This is a genomic window from Pseudomonas azerbaijanorientalis, from assembly GCF_019139795.1.
Taxonomy (GTDB): domain Bacteria; phylum Pseudomonadota; class Gammaproteobacteria; order Pseudomonadales; family Pseudomonadaceae; genus Aquipseudomonas; species Aquipseudomonas laurylsulfatiphila.
Genome location: NZ_CP077078.1, coordinates 1,974,579 through 1,992,663, shown reverse-complemented (window position 1 = coordinate 1,992,663; position 18,085 = coordinate 1,974,579). Strand labels below are relative to the sequence as shown.

General features: G+C 63.5%; 10 protein-coding genes. 5 read left to right on the top strand and 5 right to left on the bottom strand.

What is annotated here, in order from left to right; genetic code table 11:
* Positions 1-13: 13 nt before the first annotated feature.
* The 3 genes from KSS91_RS08725 to KSS91_RS08715 form a co-directional block, all read right to left on the bottom strand.
* A complete protein-coding gene (locus tag KSS91_RS08725) occupies positions 14-9,247 on the bottom strand; it encodes a non-ribosomal peptide synthetase (protein ID WP_217837637.1) in 9,234 nt (3,077 codons plus the stop codon).
* 243 nt (positions 9,248-9,490) lie between these two features.
* The gene (locus KSS91_RS08720) at positions 9,491-10,225 is read right to left on the bottom strand and encodes a thioesterase II family protein (protein ID WP_217837636.1); all 735 of its coding nucleotides are present in this window, start codon (positions 10,223-10,225) and stop codon (positions 9,491-9,493) included.
* A gap of 186 nt (positions 10,226-10,411) precedes the next feature.
* Complete coding sequence (locus KSS91_RS08715; protein WP_217837635.1) at positions 10,412-11,584, bottom strand: MFS transporter; 1,173 nt, start codon at positions 11,582-11,584, stop codon at positions 10,412-10,414.
* A 256-nt stretch (positions 11,585-11,840) separates the two neighbouring features.
* On the opposite strand from KSS91_RS08715, the gene KSS91_RS08710 reads away from it, so the two are divergent.
* Together KSS91_RS08710 and KSS91_RS08705 are read left to right on the top strand one after the other, a co-directional pair.
* Positions 11,841-13,664 carry a glycoside hydrolase family 15 protein gene (locus KSS91_RS08710; protein WP_217837634.1) on the top strand — a complete coding sequence of 608 codons (1,824 nt, stop codon included), beginning with the start codon at positions 11,841-11,843 and terminating at the stop codon, positions 13,662-13,664.
* A 334-nt stretch (positions 13,665-13,998) separates the two neighbouring features.
* The gene (locus tag KSS91_RS08705; protein ID WP_217837633.1) at positions 13,999-14,388 is read left to right on the top strand and encodes a hypothetical protein; all 390 of its coding nucleotides are present in this window, start codon (positions 13,999-14,001) and stop codon (positions 14,386-14,388) included.
* 11 nt (positions 14,389-14,399) lie between these two features.
* On the opposite strand, the gene KSS91_RS08700 is transcribed toward KSS91_RS08705, so the two are convergent.
* The gene (locus tag KSS91_RS08700; protein ID WP_217837632.1) at positions 14,400-15,383 is read right to left on the bottom strand and encodes a GlxA family transcriptional regulator; all 984 of its coding nucleotides are present in this window, start codon (positions 15,381-15,383) and stop codon (positions 14,400-14,402) included.
* Positions 15,384-15,472: 89 nt separating this feature from the next.
* Here KSS91_RS08700 and inhA point away from each other — a divergent pair, with 89 nt between their 5' ends.
* Entirely contained in the window at positions 15,473-16,159 is a 687-nt protein-coding gene (inhA, locus tag KSS91_RS08695) for an isonitrile hydratase (protein ID WP_217837631.1), read from the top strand.
* Positions 16,160-16,445: 286 nt separating this feature from the next.
* On the opposite strand, the gene KSS91_RS08690 is transcribed toward inhA, so the two are convergent.
* Positions 16,446-16,934: an SRPBCC family protein gene (locus tag KSS91_RS08690; RefSeq protein ID WP_217837630.1), complete on the bottom strand. Its 489-nt coding sequence runs from the start codon at positions 16,932-16,934 to the stop codon at positions 16,446-16,448.
* A gap of 199 nt (positions 16,935-17,133) precedes the next feature.
* Here KSS91_RS08690 and KSS91_RS08685 point away from each other — a divergent pair, with 199 nt between their 5' ends.
* Both KSS91_RS08685 and KSS91_RS08680 read left to right on the top strand, forming a co-directional pair.
* Positions 17,134-17,532 (top strand): GFA family protein, encoded by a 399-nt coding sequence (locus KSS91_RS08685; protein ID WP_217837629.1) that lies wholly within the window; start codon positions 17,134-17,136, stop codon positions 17,530-17,532.
* A 63-nt stretch (positions 17,533-17,595) separates the two neighbouring features.
* Positions 17,596-17,997, top strand: a complete 402-nt coding sequence (locus KSS91_RS08680) for a lysozyme inhibitor LprI family protein (RefSeq protein WP_015094134.1) — start codon at positions 17,596-17,598, stop codon at positions 17,995-17,997.
* The last annotated feature ends 88 nt before the right edge of the window (positions 17,998-18,085 follow it).

Sequence of the window (18,085 nt, the reverse complement as noted above, 5' to 3'; positions counted from 1 at the left end):
GCCGTCGCCTGAATCAGTCCGCTGCGGTTGGCGCTGTCGACGCGCCCCGGTTCGCCGAGCGGCGCTTGATCGCCATGGCACCGCCGAGCAGGGCCTTGCGTTGCTCGTTCAAGCGCACATCGGCACGGCGCTGGACATCGCTGGCCAGGTTCAGCAACTCACCGACCTGCAATGGCTCAGCGCCTACCAAGGCCTCGAGCACCGCCCGGATCTGTTCGAACAGACATTCCAGCGTGCTCGGCAGGTACTGGCCGGCCGGTGTCTCGAAGCTCAGGTGGATGTGCTGCGCGTCGTTGTAGAACGCAGCGACCATGCCGATCTCGGCGGCCTGACGCCCGGAGGGGAAATCCTCCACGTGCACCCCATCCATCGAGGGCAAGCGAGCGACGCCTTCCTGGTAAATCAGCTTGATGTCGAACAGCGGCGAACGGCCGGCCCGGCGCGGCAAGCGCAAGGCTTCCACCAGGCGCTCGAACGGCAGGTCCTGATGGTCCGAAGCCTCCAGCACCGCCCGGCGACAGGCCTCCAGCAACTGCGCTGCCGGCTGCCCGGCATCGACTTCCACTTGCAGTACTAGTTGGTTAACGAAGAAGCCGACCATTTCTTCAAGCTCGGCTTGATTTCGGTTGGCGATATCGGTGCCGATGCGCACCCGAGCGACCTCGGTACGCTGGTGCAACACCAGGGTGAAACCGGCCAGCAGCAGCATGAACAGCGACAGGTCGCGCTGTTGGGCAAAGTCGCGCAACTGCTGGCTGAGTTCGGCACTGAAGGTGAAATGCGCGCTGGCGCCTTCCTGCGCCGTGCGCCGGTCGCCATCGGCGGGCAACTCCAGCACGGTTTGCGGCTCGGCAAGGCGCTGCTGCCAGTAGTCGAGCTGGCGCTGCAACTCGCCGCCCTGCTCCAGCCACTGGCGCTGCCATTTGGCGAAGTCGGCGTACTGCACGCTGTGCGCCGGCAGTTGCGGGGTCTGGCCACGGTTGAGGGTTGGATACAGCGTGACGAATTCATTGATCAGCACGCGGAACGACCAGTCATCGGCGACGATGTGATGCACCGTCAGCAACAGCACATGCTGATCATCCGCGACCCGCAGCACCCGCACCCGCAGCAACGGGCCGTGGCGCAGGTCGAATGGCCGCGCGACTTCCTCGCGGGCCAGGTGTTGCGCCTCGACGTCCGGCGCCGGCAGATGCCGCAGGTCGCCGGCCTCGAAGCTCAACGGCAATTGCCGGTGTACCCGCTGCCAGGTCTGGCCGTCTTCTTCGTAGAAGGTGGTGCGCAACACCGCGTGGCGCTGCACAAGGGTTTCGAAGGCCTGGCGCAGGGCGTCGAGGTTCAGCTCGCCGCGCAGGCGCAAGGCACCCGGCATGTTGTACATCGAGCTGTCCGGCTCCAGGTTCCACAGGAACCACAGGCGCTGCTGGGCAAAGGACAGCGGCTGGCGTTCACCTGAGGTGTCCGCCACCAGCGCCGGGCGTTCACAGCGGTGTTGCAGTGTCTGTACCTGTGCGGCGAAATCCTCAAGGCGCGGGTGTTCGAACAGGCTGCGCAGGCTCACCGACAGGCCCATGCGCTGGCGGATCTGCGAGACGATTTGCGTCGCCAGCAACGAGTGCCCACCCAATTCGAAGAAGCTGTTCTCGCGGTCGACGCGACTGACCTGCAACACCTGCTGCCAGATCTGCGCCAGCTGGATTTCCAGTGCCCCTTGTGGTGCGCTACCGGTTGCGGCCTCCCAGACTGGCGGGGCCGGCAACGCGGCGCGGTCGAGTTTGCCGTTGCGGTTGAGCGGCAACGCGGCCAGTATCACCAGTTGCGTCGGCAGCATGTAGTCCGGCAGGCGCTCGCCCAAGGCGCGGCGCACGGTGTCGGTGAGTTGCCGCGCATCGGCGTCCAGCTGTTCACCCGAGGCTGGCACCACATAACCGATCAACTGCTTGCCGCCGACGCCTTCGTGCACCAGCACTGCGGCTTCGCTGATCATCGGCAGGCCTTGCAGGTGCGCCTCCAGCTCACCCAGTTCGACGCGGAATCCGCGAATTTTCACCTGATGGTCGATACGCCCCAGGTATTCCAGTGCGCCATCCTCGCGATAGCGCGCCAGGTCACCGCTGCGGTACAGCCGTGCCCCCGGTGTGGCGGAGAACGGATCGGCAATGAAACGCTCGGCGCTCAAACCCGGACGCTGGTGATAGCGCTGGGCGAGGCCGGCATCACCGCCGATGCACAACTCGCCGACGCAACCGGTCGGCAGCAGGTGGCCTTCGCTGTCCAGCACATACAACGCACGTCCCGGCAACGCCCGGCCAATCGGCACGCCAAGGGGGTTGCGGGTATCGGCCAAGGTGCATTCGTGGGTACTGGAAACGACTGTGGCTTCGGTCGGCCCATAGGTATTGAGCAGGCGCACATCGCCCAGACCGGCGGCATGCCACAACTTCAGGCCTTCCAGCGACATGGCCTCGCCACCGACGTGGACCTGACGCAAGCGCCCTTTCTCACGCTGCGGTTGCGCGGCCCACTCTTGAGCCAGCAAGAACCAGTAGGCTGCCGGCAGATCGGCCAGGGTCACGCCGCGCGCGATGATCTGCCGATAAAGCGTGTCGGTGTCCCACAACTCATCGCCGCGCATCACCAGCGCCGCACCCACGCACAGCGGCGGGTAGCACTGCTCGACAAAGCCGTCGAAGCTGAAGGTGGCGAATTGCAGCACACGGTCTTGCGCTGTGAGTTGTGAATAGTCCGCCGCGATCACGCAAAACTCGCGCAGCGCGGCGTGGGCCAGGCACACGCCTTTCGGGCGTCCGGTGGAACCGGAGGTGTAGATCAGGTAGGCGAGGTCTTCGGCGCTGGCGAGGTTGTCCGGGTTTTCGGTGGAGTAACCGTCAACGTTCGACTCCAGCGCCAGGCGCGGCAAACCTTGCGGCAACGCTACATCGGCGAGCAAGCCCGGTTGCGCCAACAGCAGATCCATGCCGCTATCTTCGATCATGTAGGCCAGACGCTCGGCCGGGTAGTCCGGATCGAGCGGTACATAACCGGCGCCGGACTTGAGGATGGCCATCAGGCTGACGATCATCTGCGCATTGCGCCGCACCGACAGGCCGACCCGCTGCCCCGGTGCCACACCCAGGGCGCGCAGGCGATGGGCGAGCTGGTTGGCTTGCGCATTGAGCTGGGCGTAGGTCAGGCACTCGTCGCCGACCATCACCGCCAGTGCATCGGGCGTGCGTGCCGCCTGTTGCTCGAAACGCTGATGGGCCAGCAACGGGCTGTCGAGTGGCGGCGCAGGTGGACGCGAACCGGTCAACACCTTGGCTTGAGCCTGTGCATCGAGCAAGCTGATCGCGCCCAATGCCTGCTGTGGTTGTGCGACGAACTGCTCCAGCACCTGCAACAGGCTGGCGCCCAACTGGCTGATCTGCGCCGCGCTGAACCGGCTGCGGTCGAAGCTGAAATCCAGACGCAGGGTGGCGCCGACTTCGATGCCCAGGGTCAGCGGGTAGCTGGTGATTTCGTGATTGTGCAGCGCACCGAAGGTCAGGCCCGCCGGCGCCCCTTGCTTGAGGGCTTCGGCCACCGGGAAGTTCTCGAACACCAGCAAGCTGTCGAACAGCGCCCCCTGTTGCCCGGCCCAGCCCTGAATGTCGTACAGCGGCACATGTTCGAACTCGCGCAGGCTCAGGTTCAGCGCTTGCAGGTGGTTGAGCCAGTGGGCCACCGACTGCCCTGCCGGCGGCGCGGCAATGATCGGCATGGTGTTGATGAACAGCCCCAATTGCTGCTCGATGCCCGGCAGCGGCGCGGAGCGTCCGGCCATGGTGGCGCCGAACGCCACGCAGGATTGGCCGGTGTAGCGCTGCAACAGCAGACCCCAGGCGCCTTGCAGCAAGGTGTTGAGGGTGATTTTCTGTTGGCGGGCGAAATCGCCCAGGCGCTGTAGTGCGGCACTCTCAAGGGTCAATTGATGCTCGCCCATGCCGCGTCCTTCGGTGGGCGCCGGCAAGGCTTGCGCCAGCAGTGTCGGCGTTTCCAGTGGCGCCAGCGCTTGCTTCCAGAACTGCTCGGCAGCCAGCAGCGGCTGCTGTTGAATCCAGCCCAGATAATCGCGGTATTGCCCCAACGGCCTGGCCAGCGTCTGCCCGGCATACTGCTGGATCACTTCGCCGAGCAACTGCGCGTTGCTCCAGCCGTCCATGAGGATGTGATGGCTGGTGTAGATCAGGTGCCAGTCCTCAGTGCTTCGGCGCACCAGCACCAGGCGGAACAACGGCGCGGTGCCGAGTTCGAAGCCGCGACTGCGCTCCTCGGCGGCCAGTGCATCCAAGTCGAGGTCGGCCGCTTCGATCACTTGCAGTTGCAGGTCGATCTGGCGATGAATCACCTGGTGCGCGCACTCAAGCCCCAGCCAGTGGAAGCTGCTGCGCAGAATGTCGTGTCGGTTGATCGCCGCCTGCCAGGCCCGGCCGAATGCCGCCAGTTCCAGCCCCTGGATGTCCAGGCGCAATTGATTGATGTAGGCCTCGGCCTGGGGCTCGTACAGGGTGTGGAACAGCATGCCCTGCTGCATCGGCGTCAGCGGGTAAACGTCCTCAATGGCCGGTGCCGGGACAGGCAAGGCATCGAGTTGCGCCTGGGTGATGCGCGCCAGCGGGAAGTCCGACGGCGTGACCTGGCCTGGCGTTGTCGCGCAGCAATGCTCGATCAGTGCCTTGAGTTCTTCGGTGTAGGCATCGGCCAGTCGCTGCACCGTGGATTCGGCGAACATGTCGCGGCTGAAACCCCATTGCAGCGAGAGCTGCCCGCCATACACCTGGCCTTCCACGGTCAGCCAGTTGGCCAGCGGCGCGTCCTCACCCTGGGCCTGACCAGCGCTTTCCGCGGCCGGGATGAACAGCGCAGCCTCATCGAACTGACGGTCGAACTGCCCCAGGTAGTTGAAGGTGATGCGGGGCGCCGGCAGGTCTTGCAGAAGCTGGCGCTGCGCCGGTTCGCCGAGATAGCGCAGCAGCCCATAACCCAGGCCTTTGCCGGGAATGGCGCGCAGTTGTTCCTTGATCGACTTGATCGAATTCGCTGCCCCAGCCTCGGGTTGCAGGCGCACGGGAAACAGGCTGGTGAACCAGCCGACGGTGCGGCTCAGGTCGAGGTCGTCGGACAGGTCTTCGCGACCGTGGCCTTCAAGCTGGATCAGCGTCGAGCCCTGCCCGCTCCAGCGGCAGATGACCCGCGCCAACGCCGTGAGCAACAGGTCATTGACCTGGGTGCGATAGGCCGCCGGTGCCTGTTGCAGCAACCGGCGGGTCAGTTCGGCGTCCAGTGTCGACTCGATCTTGTGCCCGTGGCGCTGCTGCAAGCTGCCCTGCGGCTGCTCACACGGCAGGTCCCGGGCATCCGCCAGTTGCGCCTGCCAGTACGGCAATTGCCCAGACAAGGTGCCGGCATGCTGTTGCAGGTGCGCGGCCCAGGCTTGATAGGCGCTGGTTTTCTCGGGCAGCGCCACTTGCCGGTAAGCCTGTTGCAAGTCTTCAAGCAACACCCGCCACGACACGCCGTCCACCGCCAGGTGATGAACCACCAGCAGCAGGCGCTGGCTGCCATCGTCGAGGTTGACCAGCAAGGCGCGCAGTAGCGGCCCGTTGGCCAGATCGAGGCTGCGTTGCGCTTCATCGCACAACGCGGTCAGGGCTTCGGCCGAAGACGCCTGACGCAGCCACAATCCAGCGGATTCGACCTGCGGCCCATGGTGTTGCAGCCAGCCTTGGGCACCGTCGATGAAACGCAGGCGCAAGGCGTCATGATGATGGATGACGGCCACCAAGGCCCGCTCCAACGCTTGCGGATCCAGCGCTTCCCGGGGCGTCAGCAGCAGCGACTGGTTCCAGTGCTGACGCTGGGCAATGGCCTGTTCGAAGAAGTAATGCTGCGCCGGGGTCAGGATCACCTCGCCGCTGGCCGGGCCTTGATCGATGCGGCTGCGGCTGTCGAACGTCGCGACCAATGCCAGGCTGCGCACGGTCTGGTACTGGAACAGATCCCGCGGACTGAGGCGAATGCCGGCCTGACGGGCGCGGCTGACCACCTGGATGGAAATGATCGAGTCGCCGCCGAGTTCGAAGAAGTTGTCTTCAAGGCCCACAGGTTGCGTGCCCAATACGTCCTGCCAAATCTTCGCCAGCGTGGTCTGCATGGCATCCTGCGGTGCGACGAACGTCTGCTGCGGCGCGGCGTCCGGTGGCGGCAAAGCCTTGCGGTCGAGCTTGCCGTTGGCGGTCACCGGCAAGGCATCCAGCGGCATCAAGTACGTGGGCACCATGTATTCCGGCAGGCTGCCGAGCAGCCAGGCCTTGAGGGTTTGCGGCCATTGCACATCGGCGTCGGCGTTTTCCAGCACCAGATACGCCACCAGATGCTTGCCGCCCTGCACCAGCACCACAGCCTCGCGCACCAGGTCATGCTGCATCAGGCGGGTTTCGATCTCCCCCAGTTCGATGCGCAGGCCGCGCAATTTGACTTGATGGTCGAGGCGCCCGAGGTATTCGATCACGCCATCGGCGCGCTGCCGCACGCGGTCACCGGTGCGGTACAAGCGCGCGCCGTCGTGGAACGGACACGGCACAAAGCGCTCGGCGGTGAGCGCCGGACGCCGGTGATAACTGCGCGCCAGCCCGGCGCCACCGAGGTAAAGCTCCCCCGCCACGCCGGCCGGGACCGGGAGCAATTGCGCATCCAGTACATGGGTGCGCAGGTTAGCGATGGGCCGGCCGATGGGCACGCTGTCGGCGCCTTCATCGACGCAGGTCCAGTGGGTCACGTCGATGGCCGCCTCGGTCGGACCGTACAGGTTGTACAACCCGGCACCCGGCAGCTTTTTGAACACCTGCAATTGCGCATCCAGCGGCAAGGCTTCGCCACTGCAAGCAATGCGCTTGAGGCTGGTGCACGTCTCGACACCCGGTTCGTGGATGAACGCCTGGAGCATCGACGGCACAAAGTGCATTGTGCTGATGCGGTGGTCAGCGATAAGGCGGATCAACTGCGCCGGTTCCCGATGTGCGCCCGGCGGCGCCACCACCAGACGCGCGCCGGTCATCAGCGGCCAGAAAAACTCCCAGACCGACACGTCGAAACTGAACGGGGTTTTCTGCAATACCGAATCGCTGCCATCGAGCCCATAGGCCTGCTGCATCCAGCACAAGCGGTTGACCAGCGCCGCGTGACTGTTGCCGGCGCCCTTGGGCTTACCGGTGGAGCCGGAGGTGTAGATCACATAGGCCAGGTTCAACGGATGCACCTCGACCTGCGGGCAGGCGTCGCTGTAGCCATCGAGCCAGTCGTGCTGCCGGTCCAGGGCGATGACCTTGACGCCGTCGGTGGGCAGTGCGCCGAGCAGGGAGCCTTGCGTGAGCAGCACGCCAATCGCGCTGTCGTCGATCATGTAGGCCAGACGTTCGGCCGGGTACTCCGGGTCCAGCGGTACGTAGGCACCCCCGGCCTTGTGAATGGCCAACAGGCCAATGACCATGTCCAGCGAACGCTCGACGCAGATCCCCACCAGTACATCCGGGCCAACGCCCTGCTCGCACAGGTAATTGGCCAGGCGATTGGTGCGGGCATCGAGTTGCGCGTAGCTCAACTGGCGCTCGCCAAACACCAGCGCCGTTGCCTCGGGCGTGCGTCGGGCCTGGGCCTGAATCAACTGATGCATGCACTGCTCGACGGGATAGACCTCGGCGGTGCGGTTCCAGTCCTGCACCAGCACCTGTTGCTCATCGGCACTCAGCATCGGCAACTCGCCGATTTTTTGCGTCGAGTCGTCGGCTAACGCCTGCAACAGACGCGTCCAGTGCCGGGCCATGCGTGCGATGGTGTCGGCTTCGAACAGGTCGTTGGCATAGGTCAGCGCGGCGTGCAGCTTGCCGCCCTTCTCCCAGGTGTCGAGGGTGAGGTCGAACTGGGTGGTGCGGCTTTGCCAGTCGATGCTGCCCAGCACCAGGCCGGAGGCGGTGCTGACCGACGCCATGTCGGCCACGTGCGGCTGGTGGTTGTACATCACCTGGAACAACGGCGTGTGACTGAGGCTGCGCTCCAGTTTCAACGCTTCGACCAGGCGTTCGAACGGCAGGTCCTGATGGGCCTGGGCGCCGAGGGCGGTTTCCTTGACGGCGCGCAGCAGGTCGTCGACCCGGGTCTGGCCGTCCAGCTGGGTACGCAGCACCTGGGTGTTGACGAAGAAACCGATCAGGCCTTCGATTTCCGCACGGTTGCGGTTGGCGATGGGCACGCCGACGCGGATGTCGGTCTGCCCGGTGTAACGATGCAGCAACGCATTGAAGGCGCCGAGCAACAGCATGAACAGGGTGATGTTGTGCTTCTGCGCGGTGCTGCGCAGTTGCTCGGCCAGTTGCGCTTGGACCGCGAATTCGTAGCGGGTGCCGCGATAGCTCGGCATGGCCGGGCGCGAATGATCCAGGGGCAATTCCAGCACCGGATGCTCATCGCCCAGTTGCGCCTGCCAGTACGCCAGTTGCCGCGCCTGCTCGCCCGCCTCCAGCCAGCGACGCTGCCACAGGGCATAGTCGCTGTACTGGATCGGCAACGCTACAAGCTGCGGCTGGGTGCCGGCATCGAAGGCGTCGTAGCAGCGGATGAATTCGTCGATCAGCACGTTCATCGACCAGCCGTCGGAGACGATGTGGTGCAGGGTCAGCAACAGCACATGCTCAAGTTCTGCGAGCTTGAGCAAGGTGACCCGCAGCAGCGGGCCGGTCGCCAGATCGAATGGCAGCATCGATTGCTGCTCGGCGGTGTGCGCCACGGCCCGTTCGCGTTCCTCGGCGGGCAGTGCGCTGAAATCCACCTGTTCGATCAGCAGCGGCGCCGTGGCCGGCACTTGCTGCAAGCTGTTGTCGGCCTGACGCTGGAACAGCGTACGCAGGGTTTCATGCCGCGTCACCAGGCTGGCGAACGCCTGCTCCAGTGCCGACAGATTCAATTGCCCGGTCAACCGCACCGCGCCCGGCAGGTTGTAGGCGCCACTGTGCGGGTCCAGCTGCCAGAGGAACCACATGCGTTGCTGGGCGTACGACAACGCCTGGCGATCCTCGGCCTCGACGCCGGCCGGGATCGGGAAACGGGCAAAATCCACGCCCTCCTTGTGCAAGGCCGCAAGGAACATCTGGCGCTTTTCCAGGGGCAACCCGATAAACCGGCGAGCAAGTTTCAAGGAGTCTTCAGCATTCATCTATCGGCATCCGCATCAGTAGGCAGCAGGCGCAAGGGCGCGTCGTCCCTATAAAACGAATGCAGGCGGGAAAAATTAGCGGATCAGGTAAAAGGCAAAACGCGGAAAAACAGGTTGATAAATACCCCTGTGGGAGCGGGCTTGCCCGCGAAGAGGGAGTGTCAGCAACATACTTATCGCTTGACACACCGCCTTCGCGGGCAAGCCCGCTCCCACAGGTTTTGTGGTGAATTCAGAATAGGGTCAGTTCACAGCCATCAACCCATGCCGCCGATGATGCCCCTCAAGCTGATCCTTGATCACCCGCAGCACCTTGGCCTCCTGCTCATGGATGAAGAAGTGCCCGCCGGCCAGCATGTCCACCGAGAAACTGCCGCGGGTTTCCTGGCTCCAGCCGATCAATTGCTCGGTGGTGGCGCGGTCGGCCTTGCCGCAGAGCACGTGCACCGGGCACTTGAGCAAGGGGCGCTCGATCGGCGCGAAACGCCCGCACAACAGGAAGTCCGCGCGCAGCACCGGCAGGGTCAGGCTCATCAACTCTTGATTGGCCAGGATCTCTTCGCTGGTGCCGTTGAGGGTGCGCAATTGCTCGATCAGTTCGGCATCGGTTTTCGGCTGGGCAAAGCCGCGGTCGTAGTCGGCGCGCAGGGTCGGCGCAGCGGTGCCCGAGGCGAACAGCGCGACCGGTTCCGGGCAACCCAGCGAGCGGAATGCATGGGCCATCTCGCAGGCCAGCAACGCCCCCATGCTATGGCCGAACAACGCATACGGCGCCTTGAGCGTGGCCTTCTGTTCGTGGGCCAGCTGCAGCGCCAGGCGGCGCATGTCGGTGTGCAGGGGCTCGCCATATCGCGCGCCCCGCCCTGGCAATTCCACCGGTTGCAGCTTGAGCCACTCCGGCAGTTTGCGCCGCCAGCGGCTATAGACCATGGCACTCGCGCCCGAATAGGGCAGGCACAGCAATGTCAGCGGGGTCACCGGGCTTTCCTCGAAGGTTGTCTGTTTGGAGAACGGATGAGGTGTTCCGGGAATTAGCCATATGAGTAACCCTGTGGGAGCGAGCTTGCTCGCGATGGGGGCGTGTCAGACACCAATGATGCCGACTGATACTGCGCCATCGCGAGCAAGCTCGCTCCCACAAGGAAATGCCCCGCAGTCAGATCTTCATTTCAGATGGCGATAGCTCGGGATCGCGGAGCCGAGCACCACCGCCCCCGCCGCAATCGCCAGCCAGAATCCGCTGCGCGCGCCGAAGGCGTCCACCAGCCAGCCGGAGCCGGCGGCACCGATCGCGACGCCAATGCTCAGCCCGGTGACCAGCCAGGTCAGGCCTTCGGTGAGTTTGGCCGGTGGCACGATCTGCTCCACCAGGGCCATGGCGACGATCAGCGTCGGGGCAAAAAACAGCCCCGCGACAAACACCGCCAGCGACAAGCCGAGAATGTTCGCCGCCAGCAACAACGGCAAGGTGGTCACCGCCGTTGCCACGCCGCCGTACAGGAACAGGCGCGCCAGTGGTACTTTCGAACGCAGCGCGCCGAAGGCCAGCCCGGCCAGGCACGAGCCGATGGCGTACACCGACAGCACGATGCTCGCCGCCGCCGGTTGACCCTGCTGCTGGGCGAAAGCGACGCTGACCACGTCCACCACGCCGACGATGGTGCCCATGGCGACCATCAACAGCATCAGCAATTGAATGTCGCGCGAGCGAATGATCGAGCCTTGATGGTGATCTTCGTGGGGATGTACCGGCGGCTCCGTGCTGCGCTGCAACACGAACGCGGTGACGCCGACGGCCAGCGCCAGCAAGGCCGCCAATGGCCCGGCCTCGGGAAACGCCACCACACACAGGCCAACGGAAAGCGGCGGCCCGACGATGAAGCAGACTTCATCCAGTACCGATTCCAGGGCGTAGGCAGTCTGCAGCTCGGGGCGGCCTCGGTACACCTCGGTCCAGCGGGCCCGCACCATCGCCGACATGCTCGGCATGCAGCCGGCCAGCGCGGCGAAGACAAACAGCGTCCAGTGCGGCGCCTGCAACCGCGTGCACAGCAACAACAGCAACAGCGCCCCGCCGCCGAGCAACGCCGCCACCGGCAGAATCCGCCCCTGGCCATACCGATCCACCAGTCGCGAGACCTGGGGCGCACAAAAGGCCGTGGCCAGGGCGAACGTCGCCGCCACCGCGCCGGCCATTCCGTAGCCCCCCTGCAACTGCGAAAGCATGGTGATCAGGCCGATGCCGGTCATGGAAATCGGCATGCGCGCGAGCATGCCGGCCAGCACGAATGCGCCGCTGCCAGGGGCTTTGAATAGTTCGCGGTAGGGGTTGGCCATAGGTCAGGTCTCATCAGGGGACTGCACGTTGCCATAACGGCTGATTGCGGGGGAAGCGTGGAATTGTTGGTTGAATGTGAAGGCCCCTTCGCGAGCAAGCCCGCTCCCACAGTTGATTTGTGCACGCCGTCCAATGTGGGAGCGGGCTTGCCCGCGAAGGGGCCAGTACAGACAACCCACGCCCCCCGCCAAGTGAACTCTCGGCCACCCAGACCAGTCAGCTAAATAGGCCCCAGACTCCCGGAGTTACTCGACAATGGCTGATCACCCCGAACGCCAAAGTCCCATAGACGCCCACGGCATCATCGGCGACATGCGCAGCGCGGCGCTGGTCAACGACAAGGGCAGCGTGGATTTTTTCTGCTGGCCGGAGTTCGACAGCCCGTCGATCTTCTGCTCGCTGCTGGACACCCCCGAGGCGGGGATTTTCCAGTTGTCACCGGACTTGCCCGACGCCCGCCGCGAACAGATTTACCTGCCCGACACCAACGTGTTGCAAACCCGCTGGCTCAGCGACCGCGCGGTGGTCGAGGTCACCGACCTGCTGCCCGTCGGCGACACCGAAGACGACCTGCCACTGCTGATGCGGCGGATCCGCGTGGTCAGCGGCCGCGCCACCTTCCACATGCGTTGCGCGGTGCGCCATGACTACGCCCGCGCCAACACCCACGCGAGCATGGACAAGGATGACGTGATCTTCGAGGCTGCCGACCAGCCGTCCCTGCGACTGTGCGCCGATCAAGCCGTGCACATTGATGCCAATGGCGCGGTCGCGCAGTTCACCCTTGAACAAGACCAGACCGCCCAGTTCCTGCTCGGTGCGCCTGGCGACCCACGCTTCAGGGAGGGTGCCGCCGATCTGTGCCTGACACGCACCCTGAAGTTCTGGCGCGACTGGATCGGCCAGTCCAACTACCGCGGGCGCTGGCGCGAGAGGGTCAACCGCTCGGCCCTGGCAATGAAGCTGCTGACCTCGCGCAAACACGGCGCCATTCTCGCCGCGGCTACTTTCGGCCTGCCGGAAAGCCCCGGTGGCGAGCGCAACTGGGACTATCGCTTCACCTGGATCCGCGACGCTTCGTTCACGGTCTATGCGTTCATGCGCCTGGGCTTCGTCGAAGAGGCCAATGCCTACATGCGCTGGTTGCGCGGGCGGGTCAGCGACTGCCAGGGCAAGACGATGAAACTCAACATCCTGTATGCCATCGACGGTCGCCAGGAGTTGCCGGAGATCGAGCTGACGCACCTGTCCGGTCATGGTGGCGCGCAACCGGTGCGCATCGGCAACCAGGCGTACGAACAGGTCCAGCTCGACATCTTTGGCGAACTAATGGACGCGATTTACCTGGTCAACAAGTACGGCGAAGCCATTTCCCATGAAGGCTGGAAACACACGGTGGAAGTCATCGATCAAGTTTGCCAGACCTGGGAGCAAAAGGACGTCGGCATCTGGGAAATGCGCGGTGAGAAGTACCACTTCCTGCATTCACGACTGATGTGCTGGGTCGCCCTGGACCGCGCCATCCGCCTCGCGTCCAAACGCTCGCTGCCCGCCCTGTTCGCCCGTTGGGACCAGACCCGCCAGGCGATCCATGCCGACATATGGGAGAACTTCTGGAATGACGAGCACGGTCATTTCGTCCAGCACATCGGCGGCACCGGCCTGGACGGTTCGATGCTGCTGATGCCACTGATGCGCTTCGTCAGTGCCCGCGACCCGCGCTGGCTGGCGACCCTGCAAGCCATCGAAAAGAGCCTGGTGCGCGACGGCATGATCTACCGCTACCGCAACGACGACAGCCAGATCGATGGCCTGCCCGGCAGCGAAGGCGCCTTTGCCGCCTGCTCGTTCTGGTACGTCGAATGCCTGGCCCGCGCCGGCCAGCTCGACAAGGCCCACCTGGAGTTCGAACAGTTGCTCAGGTACGCCAACCCGCTGGGGCTGTATGCCGAAGAATTCGACAGCCATGGGCGGCACATGGGCAACACACCGCAGGCGCTGACGCACCTGGCGTTGATCAGTGCGGCGTATTTTCTGGATCGCAGGTTGAGTGGGGAGAAAAACGTCTGGCAGCCTTGAGAATGCGTCGCCCCTTTCGCGAGCAAGCCCGCTCCCACACTTGATCTCGGCCGGACACAAAATTTGTGCCCATTGAAAAGCAAATGTGGGAGCGGGCTTGCTCGCGAAAGGGGCATCAGCCACAACACAAGATTGACTGAATACCGCCGGGTGAACCGGTGACCGGTGCAAGCCAATCTCCTGCAACCACTAAACAAACCTGCCCGGTTATCAGCAAGCAAGGCATCTCCATTGCCCGAAAACGATTGTTGCCAGCCGCTATCACCCCACCTACCATCCTCAATCAACGGGTACAGCGGAGCTGTCCAGAACCACCCGAATTCAAGGAACCAGAATGACCCAACGCATCCATCGCAGCATCGACACCCCGCTCCGAACCGGTTTGAACCGCGAAGAACTCTGGGAGGCCGACGACAAGGGCCTGATCAAATGCTGGGAAGTCGGCCGCCAGCGCGCCGCCCGTTTCCCCGAACTCGCCCGACAGTGCCTCGCCGGCGAGTTGCCGGTACTGGGCTGGAAAGGTGGCGTCAGCCGCAGCCTGAAGAAAACCGAAAAATACGGCTCCCTCAAATACCTCGCCCAGTGGCAAGGCTTGCGCGGGGAAGACCTGGACGTGGACCTGGCGCAAGAACGAGCGCTGACCTGTGCACGAACAGCCATGGTGGTGACGTTTACACCGGATCGGGCGAAGTATTTCAATCAGGTGGCAGAAACGGAAGCCTGATAGTAACGGGCTCAAGTCATGGTGGAATCTGCGCCAGCACTGACCGAAAACCGCTCCCGATAAGCCTGCGGTGTCACCCCCATGGCCCGCAGGAAGCTGCGGCGCAGGGTTTCTTCGCTGCCGAAGCCGCATTGCACCGCCACCCTTTTGATCGGCACACCGGTATCGCTGAGCAGACGCCGCGCGGTTTCGACGCGGATCAGTTCGATGGCCCGGGCCGGGGTCTGGCCGGTGTCGGCGCGGTAGTGGCGCACGAAGCTGCGTTCGCTCATGCCGGCCTGCAAGGCCAGGGTCGGGATGCCGAGGTCCTTGGTCAGGTTTTCGCTGATCCAGGCGTGAAGTTCGTCGAATCGCTGACCTTCCTGTTGCAGGGACAGGGTCACACTGAATTGCGACTGGCCACCCGGACGCTTGAGAAACACCACCAGTTGCCGGGCGACTTCCAGGGCCATGTTGCGCCCCAGGTCTTGTTCGACCATGGCCAGTGCGAGGTCGATGCCAGCCGTCACTCCGGCCGAGGTCCAGACCGGGCCGTCTTTGATGAAGATCGGGTTGGGCTCGACCTGCAAGCGCGGGTGCTGTTGCGCCAGTTGCTCGCAGCGGGTCCAGTGGGTGACCACCCGCCGGCCATCGAGCCAGCCGCTGGCCGCCAGCAGAAACGCACCGGTACACACCGAGGAAACCCGTCGGCAGCCACGGGCATGCTCGCGCACCCAGGCGACCAACGACGCATCTTGCGCCGCCGCGTAGACACCCCAGCCACCGGCGATGATCAGGGTGTCAGTGCCGTCATCCGGTAAGGGTTCGGCCAACAGCGCCAGGCCCGCCGACGACATCACCGCCCCGCCGCCGCTGGCAATCACCTTCGGCGCGTAGGGTGGCGGCAGGTTTTGCTGGCGGGCAATGTCGTTGGCCGAGGCGAATACCTGCAACGGCCCGGTGACATCGAGCAATTGCACGTTGGCGAACGCGAGTACACGGATGGCTTTCGACATTTGGCGTAATTCGTGGGGATATTGGCGTATACGCCAAATCCTACGAGCCTACAGTCAAGCCGTCCACCTCACTTCACGAGAAAAACACCATGACGTTGCAGATCGGCTTTCTGTTGTTTCCACAGGTTCAGCAGCTGGACCTGACCGGCCCTTATGACGTACTGGCCTCGCTGCCGGATGTGAAAGTGCATCTGATCTGGAAGGACCTGATGCCGGTCACCGCCAGCACCGGCCTGCTGTTGAAACCCACTACCACCTTCGAGGATTGCCCGGCACTGGACGTGATCTGCGTACCCGGTGGCAGTGGCGTCGGGCCGTTGATGGAAGATGACCAGACCCTGGACTTCCTCAGGGCCCAGGCCGCCAACGCCCGGTACATCACGTCGGTGTGCACCGGCGCGTTGGTGCTTGGCGCGGCGGGATTGCTCAAGGGCAAGCGCGCCACCACTCACTGGGCCTATCACGAATTGCTCAAGCCGCTGGGCGCAATCGCGGTGAAAGATCGGGTGGTTCGCGATGGCAATCTGTTGACCGGTGGTGGGATCACTGCCGGTATCGACTTCGCCCTGACCCTGGCCGCCGAACTGTTCGACCCGGCAACCGCCGAGTTGGTGCAGTTGCAACTGGAATACGCTCCGGCCCCGCCGTTTACGGCGGGCAGCCCCGAGACGGCGCCGGCCAGTGTGCTGGAAGAGGCTCGCCGGCGGGCTGCCGGCTCATTGAAGCTGCGGGCGGAAATCACCGAGCGCGCGGCGGCGAAACTCGATCGTCAGTAAGAAAACGGCGGCGGGCATCCGCTTGCTGCCGCCCCGACCTTTCCTGCGGTCACAAAAAAACCCGCCGAAGCGGGTTTTTCCAAGACCATGACGACTCCCTGTCGCAGCGTTCCTTGCATATGGTCGATCATCCGTGATCCTGAGCACATCCTGTGCTTCAGTGGGTGAGGCCAGAATACGCATCGGATCCAAATTGTAACAGGCGATATCGCTACCATCGCGTGTAAGACATTCGCTATAAGCCACCTTCCGAAAACCCTTAGATGCCTCAGGCGTCGAGCCGACTTCAGCCACCCTGTTGCTCGTGGGACTTTGCATTGTCGATCAAAAACTGCTCGATATTGTTCATTTGCTCTTCCCATCCACGACTATCCATTCGGAAAGCCTTTTCCCGGCGCACATCGGGGATGTGATCGAAACCGGACTCGGAGACTCTGAGCAAGGTGCCTGCGTCATGATCTTCCAGTTCGAACTTGACCAGGGTGGTTGGCTCCTGGGAATAGTCGATCTCGGGACGCACCGCGTACGGATGCCAGCGAAACGAAAACAACCGCTCCGGCTCGACCCGCTCGACCAACACGTTCCACAATACGTGTTCATAACCGGGGTACGTAACCCGGCCCTGGGTCCACTCGCCTGCCACAAAACGCTTGCCTTTCAGCTCCACGCCAAACCACTGTCCGAACACTTCGGCATTGGCCAGCACGCGCCAGACCTGCGAACGCTTGGCCTTGAGCAGGACTTTCCTTTCGATGCGATCAGATGCTGGGTTCATAAGTCACCTCCTGTACTTGAACAGTAGGTCAGTAAGACCACAAGACCAACCCTAAAGTTGTACCAATCGGGATGCGCAATCAACCATGCCTGAGATATTCGGTTGCATTTGCGCGGATAAGTTCTGGGGCCGGAGAAAAGTCAGAGGCTCGAAACTGCTAACGTTCTCCCTCCAGATCGCCCCACGAAAGGAGTCGTCCATGAAAAAACTGCGCGGCAGTTGCCTGTGTAAAACCGTCGAGTACCAACTCGATAGCCTCGACATGCCCATCAGCCACTGCCATTGCCAGACCTGCCGCAAGGCTCACGCGGCAGCGTTTGCATCGACCGCCGGGGTCATGCGCAAGCACTTTCGCTGGATCAAAGGCGAGGATCGCCTGAGTCGCTACGAATCGTCGCCGGGTAAGTTTCGATATTTCTGTTCGGTCTGCGGTTCACACCTGATGGCCGAACGGCCGGTCCAGCCTCACGTGATTGTTCGTGTGGCGACACTGGATGATGACCCGAAAATGACACCCCAAGCGCATATCTGGACGTCTCATGATGTGCCTTGGCTTGAATACCCATCGGTGGAAAAGCATGCGCAGTGGCAAGCGTAGCGGGCTGATTCCGTCACAGCGCTACACTGCACCTCAACTTTCGGTCACAGCGAGTAATCCGGCATGAACCCACGCTTACTATTGGCATTGACGCCCCTGCTGTTCACCTCCATGGCTGTCGCCGTGGACTGCGACAACGCCAGCGACCAGGCGACGATGAACCAGTGCGCGGCGCAACAGAATGCGGCCGCCGACAAGGAATTGAATGCGCTGTACCAGCAGATCACTTCGCGATTCAAGGGCAACCCGGACAACAAGAAACTGCTGGTGGGTGCACAGCGGGCGTGGGTTGCGTTCCGCGATGCCGAGTGCAAGTTCTCGGCGTCCGGGGTGGAAGGCGGGAGTGTGTATCCGCTGATCTACAGCAACTGCACCACGGAATTGACCAAGGCACGGGTTCAGACGTTCAAGAACTACCTGAAGTGTCAGGAGGGGGATATGAGTTGTCCGGTGCCGGGGGTTTAAGATATTCAATGTTTTTGAGGGCCTCTTCGCGGGCAAGCCCGCTCCCACAGGGGGTCGGTGTGAATGCAAATATGCGTTCCAACTCGAT